Raw genomic sequence first — 8,350 nt, forward strand, 5'->3', positions numbered from 1 at the left:
GCTCGCCAGCTTTGCGCTCGCGCTCGCGCTGCTGTGGCTCGTCGTGCGCCACCGCCGCCGCCAGAGCCGCACCAGCGAGCTGGAAAGCGCGGTCGCCCAGCGCACGCAGGACTTGCGCCGCGAGATCGAGCAACGCGCCGAACTCGAGACGCGCGCCGCGCAGCTGCGCGAGGAACTGCGCCTCGCCAACCGGCTGGCGACGCTGGGCCAGGTCAGCGCCAACGTCGCGCACGAAACCGCGCAGCCAGTCGCCGCGATCCGCAACTACGCCGCCGCCGCGCAGCGCCTGCTCGATCACGCCGAGGTGGAGGAAACCCGCGCCAACCTCGCCGCGATCGATCGTCTCGCCCAGCGCATCGGCGTCGTCACCGCCCAGCTGCGCGGCTTTGCGCGCAAGAAGGCGAGCGGGCGCACCACCGCCCGGCTCGCGGACGTGTTCGAGGGCACGCAGATCCTGCTGCGCGACCGGCTCCACGCCGCCGAAACGCGCTTCCCCACGCTGCCCGACGATCTCACGGTGACCGGCGACACGGTGCGGATCGAGCAGATCCTGGTCAACCTGCTGCAAAACGCGCTCGACGCGCTCGACGGGCAGGCGGGCGCGCGGATCGCGATCACCGCGCGGATCGATACGCGCGAAGGCACCGTGACACTCACCGTGAGCGACAATGGCCCCGGCATCGCGCCCGCCATCGCCGAGCGGCTGTTCACCCCCTTCACCACCAGCCGCGCCGAGGGGCTGGGGCTGGGCCTCGTCATCGCGCAGGACATCGCCGCCGAATTCGGCGGATCGCTGCGCTACCTCGGCCCGGACGCGCCCGAAGGCGCCGGACAAGGCGCGCCCGAAGGCGCTGGACAGGACGCGCGCGGCGCCTGTTTCGAACTCGTCCTGCGGATCGCCGCATGAGCGAGGCCACACCCCCTGCCAAGCGCATCGCGCTCGTCGAGGACGATACCGATCTCGCGCAGGCCAGCGCGCAACTGCTACGGCTGGCCGGGTTCGAGGTCACGCTTTTTGCCGACGCCAGCGCCGCGCTCGACGCCCTCACGCCCGACTGGCCGGGGATCGTCGTCACCGACGTGCGCATGCCCGGCCTTTCGGGCATCGACCTTTTTCGCGAACTGCGCCGCCGCGATCCCGACCTGCCCGNCCGACGCCAGCGCCGCGCTCGACGCCCTCACGCCCGACTGGCCGGGGATCGTCGTCACCGACGTGCGCATGCCCGGCCTTTCGGGCATCGACCTTTTTCGCGAACTGCGCCGCCGCGATCCCGACCTGCCCGTGGTCCTGATGACCGGCCACGGCGATATCGACATGGCGGTCGATCTGATCAAGGCCGGGGCGTGGGACTTCCTGACCAAGCCGTTCGATCCCGACGCGCTGATCGCAGCCGCCACGCGCGCGCTCCACACCCGCGCGCTGACGCTGGAGAACCGCCACTTGCGCGCGCTGGCGCAGGACGACACGGCGCCCGAATTCCTTGGCCAGAGCGAACCCATCCGGCGGCTTCGCGCGATGATCCCGATGATCGCCAGCACCGACATGGACGTGCTGATCGAAGGCGAGACGGGGACCGGCAAGGGCCTGCTCGCGCAGTTGCTCCACCGCTCGGGCAAGCGCGCACGGCGCCGGTTCCTCACCCTTTCGTGCACCGGCATGGACGAGACGCTGGTGGCGCGCGCGTTCGGCCCCGCGCCCGATCCCACGCTGCTCGGGCTCGATCGCGGGACGCTGTGCCTCGATGCGATCGAGCGCGCGGGGACGGCTCTGCAGGACCGGCTGATCGCCTTTCTCGAGACCCGCACGATCGACACCGGACGCAACGCGGTGCCGCTCGACCTGCGGCTGATCGCCACCAGCGCGCCGCTGGGCGAGCACGCCGAGGCGCTGCAACCTGCGCTGTTCTACCGCCTCGCCGGGATCCGGCTCCAGCTCCCGCCGCTGCGCGAACGGCGCGAGGACATCTTCGAGCTGTTCGCCCATTTTGCCGGGCAGACCGCGCAGCGCCTGGGCGGCGAAGTGCCCGCGCTGAGCGATGCGGTGCGCGCCCATCTCGCCGCGCACGACTGGCCGGGCAACTTGCGCGAACTGCGCAACTATGCGGAGCTTTTCGTGATGGGGCTGAGCACGTTCGGCGCGCCCGCACCGCTTTCAGGCGAGATCGCGCAAGCCCATCCGGAGGGGCCGCTGGACTCGTTGCCGGAGAGGGTCGAGGCCTTCGAGCGCGCGGCGATCATCGCCGCGGTGCGCGCCTGCTCGGGCGAGATCGGCGCCGCGATCCGCGCGCTCGGCCTGCCGCGCAAGACCTTCTACTACAAGGTCGCCAAGCACGGCATCGATCTGGCCGCGCTGCGCAAGGCGGGCGGCTGAGGCCCCTTCAGCGCAGCACGACGCGCAGCGTGCCGCCCTTGACCAGCCGCGCGTGATCGATGGTGAAGCCCGCCAGCCGCGTGCCGTTCCACGCGATATGATCCATGCTCCCCCCGGCCGGGCCCACCCGCTCGATCACCAGCTTGCGACCGCCGCCCAGGTCAAGGCTGGCGTGCCCGAAAGCGGGCGCGGTGACCGCATAGAACGGCTTTCCCGGCACCAGCGGATAGAGCCCGAGCGCGCCCCACACGTACCACGAACTCATGCCCCCCTCATCATCGTCCATGCCATCGGCAAAGCCCACCGGGTCGAGCGCGAAGCTGCGCCCGTGCCAGGGCTCGGCGCGCTTGCCCGCGTTGGTGTACCAGTGGTCGACGTCCTGCGAGAGGTAGCGGTGCACCAGCGCCTGGGTGCGCTGCGGCGCGCCCGACAGGGCAAACAGCCAGGGCGCCTGAATGTCGGGCTGGTTGGTCATGTTGTAGAGCCCTTCATCGAAGAAGCGCGCCAGCTCGGCGTTGAACCGCGCCCGGCCCAGACCGGTTTCGATCAGCCAGTCGAGATCGAACACCGGCGCCCAGCGGTACTGCCACAAGGTGCCCTGGTAGAGCCCGCGCGCCTTGACCGTATCGAAATCGGGGCTGACCTCAGCAAACACCCGCTGCCACATCGTGCGGTAGGACAGCGCCGCGGCGGTGTACCGGCGCGCCGTGTCCGCCTGCCCCAGATCGGCCGCCATCTGCGCCACCGCCCAGGTGTCGTAGGCGGTCTCGATCTGCTCGTCGGGCGCGGTGTGGGGCAACTGGGGCAGCTCGGCGATCATCAGCGGCAGGATGCGCGCGCGGTCGAACCCGCCGATGCCCTTGCGCGCGAAATCGAGCAGCGCGACACCCGCATGTTCGGTGCGCACGGTGATGAAGGGTTCGTTCGGCGTTGCCCAGCGGGCTTTTCCGGCGAGGTAAAGTTCGGCGAGCGAAGCCGAGACATCGCGTGCGCGTGCCGGATCGGCCAGCGCCAGCAACGGCAGCTGGGTGCGGTAATTGTCCCAGACCGCCCAGCCCGCATAGCGATGGTGCCCCCGCGCGACGCGGTGGAGCGAGCCGTCCGAGCGGCGGTAACGCCCCTCCTCGTCGTCGATCCGCACCGGCACCTGCATGGCGCGGAACAGCGAGGTGTAGAACAACCGCGCCGTCTCGCCGCGACCGGGCACCGCGAAACGCCCCAGCTCGCGCGACCAGGCCGCCTCAGCCATACGGCGCAGGTCCGCGTAGCCGCGCTTTCCCGTCTCCCGGTCACGCACCCGCCGCGCCGAGGCCGGGTCGACCACCGAAAGCCCGGTGCCGAGATCGATCGTGTCCCCCGCCGCAACCGTGATCGCGAACTCTAGACGATCCCCTGAAAGCCGTGTCGCGGTGAGCGGCACCGCCCGCCCGTTGTGGCGCAGGCGGCTGGCGAAGGAGAGGTGGAACGCGCCTTGCTCGCACACCGTGCCCGCGCTCAGGCGTCCGGCCATGTCACGCGCCGTGGTCCGCGCCCAGCTGACCGCGCGCACCCGCGTTGCGCCGCTGCGCGGATCGATCACCACGCGCGCCACGCCCGCGCGTGGCAGCGTGAAGTGCGCGATGCCCGCCGCGCCGTTCGCGGCCAGATCGGCGCGAATGCCGCCATCGTAGGCGACGTGATACCAGCCGGGCGCGGCGCGTTCGCTCGTCTTGTCCATCGCGAAGGGCCCGCTCTCCCCGGCATAGCCGAGGCTGACCATCAGGTTGCCCCCACCCCCACCGCAGCCCACCCCCACCGCGCGGGTATGGGTGAAGCCGACCAGGTGGTCCGCCGCGAAATCGTAACCGGGGTGCTGCGCGGGCACCGTCTGCGGGGCCAGCTGGACCATCGCGTAAGGCCCGGTCGCGGCGGGCGCGAGCTGGCCGTGATCGCCCTTGGTGCCCACGAAGGGATCGACCAGATCGACCGGATCGACCGGATCGACCCTGCGCCGGGACGCGGAGGCAGGCTCGGCGTGAACGGGTCCGGCGCCCATCGGCAGCACGGTCAGGATGAGGGCGGCAACAGCGAAACGGGTCATGCAACCTCACCTGGAAGCGAACGGAACATCACGAAGACAGCGCGTGGACCGGCAGCAGCGCGGCCCCCAGCGTAATCGGCGAGCCCGCCAGCCGCGAGGCGCGCACCACCGGTCCGCGTCCGTCCGAGATCGTCACCAGCGCGGCCGCGCGCAGCCGCTGCTCGAGCCCGTCGAGAATGGCCGCCGGGAGCGTGCCCGAAAGCACGATGGCCCCCGGATCGAGCCAGGCGAAAGCGGTGTTACACACGATCTCGAGCTGGCTCGCGGCGCGGTCCATCCAGCGTTCGATCACGTCACGCTGCGCCGGGTCGGCCAGCGCGATCGCGTCGAGCGAGGGGATCGCGCAGCCCGCCGCCTGCAGATTGGCGAGCAGGTCGAGCGGGCTGGGGCGCGGCCGCGAAAGCGGAAAGAGGCAGCCGATCTCACCGGCGCTGCCGAACTGGCCGGGCCGCAGCCGCCCGCCCGCGATGACCCCCGCGCCAACCCCGTAGCCGAACAGGATCACCGCCAGCGTATCGCATTCGCGCACGTAGCCGCCGGTGTAGAATTCGGCGATCGCCGCGGCGTTGGCGTCGTTCTCGATCCACAACGGCCAGCCCAGTTCGGACCCCAGGATCGCGCGCAGCGGCGCCGCGCGCCAGCCGGGCATGTCGAGCACCACGCCCCAGCGTTCATAGTCGGCCTCGAGCGGCGGCCCCGGCACCGCGATCCCCACCCCCAGCATCCGCGCGCCGAGCAGATCGTGCGCATCGACCAGTTCGTAGGTGATCCGGCGGACCCGGCGCGCGAAGGCCTGCGGGTCGAGCGGGTCGCTCGTCTCGCGGTGGCGCGCGATGATCGCGCCCGAAAAGTCGACCAGCGCGAGTTCGAATTCGCCCTTGTGCACCGTTGCGCCCACCGCATAGCCGCCGCGCGGCGCGATGCGCAGCGGGATCGCCGGACGGCCGCGCCGGGCCTCGGGGCTTTCGGCCATTTCCTCGATGAGATCCTGCGCCAGCAGATCGCGCGACAGCCGGGTGAGCGCCGCCGCCCCGGTTTCCAGCCGCGCCGCGAGCGAAGAGCGCGACAGCGGGCCGCTGCGCCGCAATTCCTGCAGCAAACGGCGCTGGTCCTTGTCGAGATTGGGAAGAAGTATGGCCACGATAGGCCCGCTTTTCAGCCCGCAATTGGGTCAGCGCGATGACATATTTTTTATTTTTCGAAAAATAATTAAATCGGTCATGCCGCTCTTGCAGGTGCCCCCCTGCCGCCGCGTCCCGGCGGGCCAGATTCGCATTGAGGGGTATATGCAGAAAACAACTCTTGCCCGCACGGTCGCCTTGGCCGCGCTGTCGATGGGCCTCGTTTCGCCCGCCTTGGCCGAAACCGCACCGGCCGATGCCGCCGCGGATGCCGCCGCCGGTTCGGCCACCGGTTCGGACGCCTCGGACGCTCCGGCATCGAGCGAAATCATCGTCACCGGCACCACCAAGGCGCAGAGCCGCTTCGATGTCTCCTACGCGGTCAGCACGCTCGACCGCGACACCATCGAGAAGATCGCGCCGACCAACATGGCCGACCTGATCGGCCAGCTGCCCGGCTTCCAGACCGAGAACACCGGCGGCGAGGTGCAGAACATCTACCGCCTGCGCGGCCTGCCCAGCGACGGCTCGTTCATCTCCTTCCAGCAGGACGGCATGACGCTGTTCCAGGAGAACGACGGCTACTTCTGGCGCGGTGACGCGCTGATCCGCGACGATCTGATGAACGACCACCTCGAAGTCGTGCGCGGCGGCCCGGCGCCGATCTATTCGAGCAGCGGCGCGGCGATCATCAACCAGATCACCGTGACCGGCAGCGACACACCGCGCGGCAAGGTGCAGGTAACGCTGGGCGACACCGGGCTCTACCGGCTCGACGGCTACCAGGCCGGGCCGCTGGGCGGCAACACCTACTACGCCATCGGCGGTTTCGTGCGCTACCACGACGGCTACCGCGACAACGGCTTCCCCAACGACAAGGGCGGCCAGCTGCGCGCCAACATCAAGCACGACTTCGACAACGGATCGATCACCTTCCACGTCAATTACGTGAACGATCACAATGTGTTCTACCTGCCGATCCCGGTCGCCAGCCCGACCGACGGGTCCTCGCTCAACCACTACATCGACTACTTCACCGGCACGCTCAACACGCCCGAGCTGCGCAACGTGACGCTGCGTTACCAGGACGGCAACGGCGACATCCAGAGCCGAAACAGCGACCTGTCGGACGGACGCCACATGCGCATGGTCAACTTCGGCGCCGACTACGAAGGCGATTTCGGCGACTGGCACGTTTCGGCCAAGGGCGGCTACACGCAGGGCAAGCTCGATTTCGCCGCGCTCTATTCGACCACCAACCCCTACGACGCGGACACCTTTGCGAGCAGCTACCTGTCCTCGGCGCAGAGCGCCTTCGGCGCGGTCGCCTCGCTCGGCTACGTCTACGCCGGAACCGACACAGCCTACGATCCCTACGGCGATTCGGGTCTGGTCATGCAGGCGCAGTACCGCGACATCCACTCACGCTATTACTCGGGCCAGGGCGATCTTTCGGTCGCGCGGACCCTGCGCACCGGCCTTGGCGAGCACGATCTCAAGCTTGGCCTCTATGGCGCGGCCTATGGCGAGAGCAAGGACGTCATCTACCAGAACTACCTGATGACCGTCGCCAGCCAGCCGCAGCTGCTTGACCTCGTCGCCTATTCCGCGAGCGGCGAAACGCTCGGTTCGGTGACCGACCAGGGCGTGCTCAACATGACCTCGACGCTGGCCAAGGGCGATTCGGACGCCACCATGTTCGCGCTCTACGGCAACGACACCTGGACCATCACGCCCACGCTGCACATCGATGGCGGCGTGCGCTACGAGGACTATACCTTCACCGGCTGGGCCGCGGGAACCGCCTCGATCGACTACGGCGATGCTACCACGCTTGCCGACAATTCGAGCAAGGCCTTCACCGGCACGATCATCAACCGCCGGCTCAAGACCCATTCGCTCAACTGGACGGTGGGCGCCAACTACGACCTCGTCCACGACATCGCCGTCTACGGGCGCGTTTCGCACATGGAGAACCCGCCCAGCGTGTCGTCGGCCATGTCGGAGAGCACGCCCGACATGATCACAACCAAGGTCAACCAGTACGAGCTGGGCCTCAAGCTGCGCTCGGGCCCCTCGTTCCTCTACATCACCGGCTTCCTGTCCAACTTCGACCCGCTCAACTCCTCGTTCCTGGCCTACAACGAAGCGACTGGCGAGAACGACCAGACCGTCGCCTTCGTCGGCAAGGCGCGGATCAAGGGTATCGAGTTCGACGGGCACTGGCAGCCGCTGCCCTGGTTCTCGCTCACTGGTGCGCTTACGCTCAGCCAGCCGCGCTACCGCAACTTCGAGAACGCCGACGGCGCCGACCCGCGGCTTGCCGAGGGCAACCAGATCGTGCGCCAGCCCGACATCTACGGCAATATCCGCCCCGCCTTCGATTTCACCACCGGCGGCAACGACGTGTCGATCTACGGGCGCTATTCCTATGTCGGCAAGCGCTACGTCGATGTCTACAACAACACCCAGCTGCCCGCCTACGGCACCGTGGGCGCGGGTGTCAGCGTCAAGCGCGGGAGCTGGTCGCTGCAGGTCGTGGGGGACAACCTGTTCAACGCGCATGGCCTGACCGAAGGCAACACCCGCACCGATTCGCTCAGCGGACAGGGCAGCGCCACCGCGATCTACGGACGCCCGCTGTTCGGCCGCAACTTCCGTCTGGTGATCGGAAAGTCGTGGTAATGGCGCGCCGCCAGCCCAGGCCCCTCGCCCGGCTCGTTCTGGGCAGCGCGCTCGCTCTCGCCACCGTCCCGGCGCACGCCGGGGCGGTGCGCG

General features: G+C 69.2%; 5 protein-coding genes and 1 pseudogene. 4 read left to right on the forward strand and 2 right to left on the reverse strand.

All coding sequences use genetic code 11. The features are described 5' to 3' along the window. The 3 genes and pseudogenes from MTR62_RS18590 to MTR62_RS21380 all read left to right on the forward strand — a co-directional run. Nucleotides 1-907, forward strand: a 907-nt coding sequence (locus MTR62_RS18590) for a sensor histidine kinase (protein ID WP_244023751.1), incomplete at its 5' end; no start/stop codon positions are given. Further along, nucleotides 904-981, forward strand: a pseudogene (locus MTR62_RS21375) (hypothetical protein); the annotation flags it as partial. The gene MTR62_RS18590 and the pseudogene MTR62_RS21375, both read left to right, overlap by 4 nt. 232 nt (nt 982-1,213) lie before the next feature. Next, nucleotides 1,214-2,371 (forward strand): sigma-54-dependent transcriptional regulator, encoded by a 1,158-nt coding sequence (locus MTR62_RS21380; RefSeq protein ID WP_327194433.1) that lies wholly within the window; start codon nt 1,214-1,216, stop codon nt 2,369-2,371. 7 nt (nt 2,372-2,378) lie between these two features. On the opposite strand, the gene MTR62_RS18605 is transcribed toward MTR62_RS21380, so the two are convergent. Then, nucleotides 2,379-4,451 carry a glycoside hydrolase domain-containing protein gene (locus MTR62_RS18605; protein ID WP_244023753.1) on the reverse strand — a complete coding sequence of 691 codons (2,073 nt, stop codon included), beginning with the start codon at nt 4,449-4,451 and terminating at the stop codon, nt 2,379-2,381. A gap of 28 nt (nt 4,452-4,479) precedes the next feature. After that, nucleotides 4,480-5,592 carry an ROK family transcriptional regulator gene (locus MTR62_RS18610; RefSeq protein ID WP_244023755.1) on the reverse strand — a complete coding sequence of 371 codons (1,113 nt, stop codon included), beginning with the start codon at nt 5,590-5,592 and terminating at the stop codon, nt 4,480-4,482. 145 nt (nt 5,593-5,737) lie between these two features. Here MTR62_RS18610 and MTR62_RS18615 point away from each other — a divergent pair, with 145 nt between their 5' ends. Next, entirely contained in the window at nt 5,738-8,257 is a 2,520-nt protein-coding gene (locus tag MTR62_RS18615; RefSeq protein ID WP_244023757.1) for a TonB-dependent receptor, read from the forward strand. Nucleotides 8,258-8,350: the final 93 nt, after the last annotated feature.

It is taken from the genome of Novosphingobium organovorum, assembly GCF_022832435.1.
Taxonomy (GTDB): Bacteria; Pseudomonadota; Alphaproteobacteria; order Sphingomonadales; family Sphingomonadaceae; genus Novosphingobium; species Novosphingobium organovorum.

Coding starts and splice junctions, on each gene's coding strand:
- MTR62_RS18605 (WP_244023753.1), bottom strand. CDS start 4,451: ATGACCCGTTTCGCTGTTGCCGCCCTCATCCTGACCGTGCTGCCGATG.
- MTR62_RS18615 (WP_244023757.1), top strand. CDS start 5,738: ATGCAGAAAACAACTCTTGCCCGCACGGTCGCCTTGGCCGCGCTGTCG.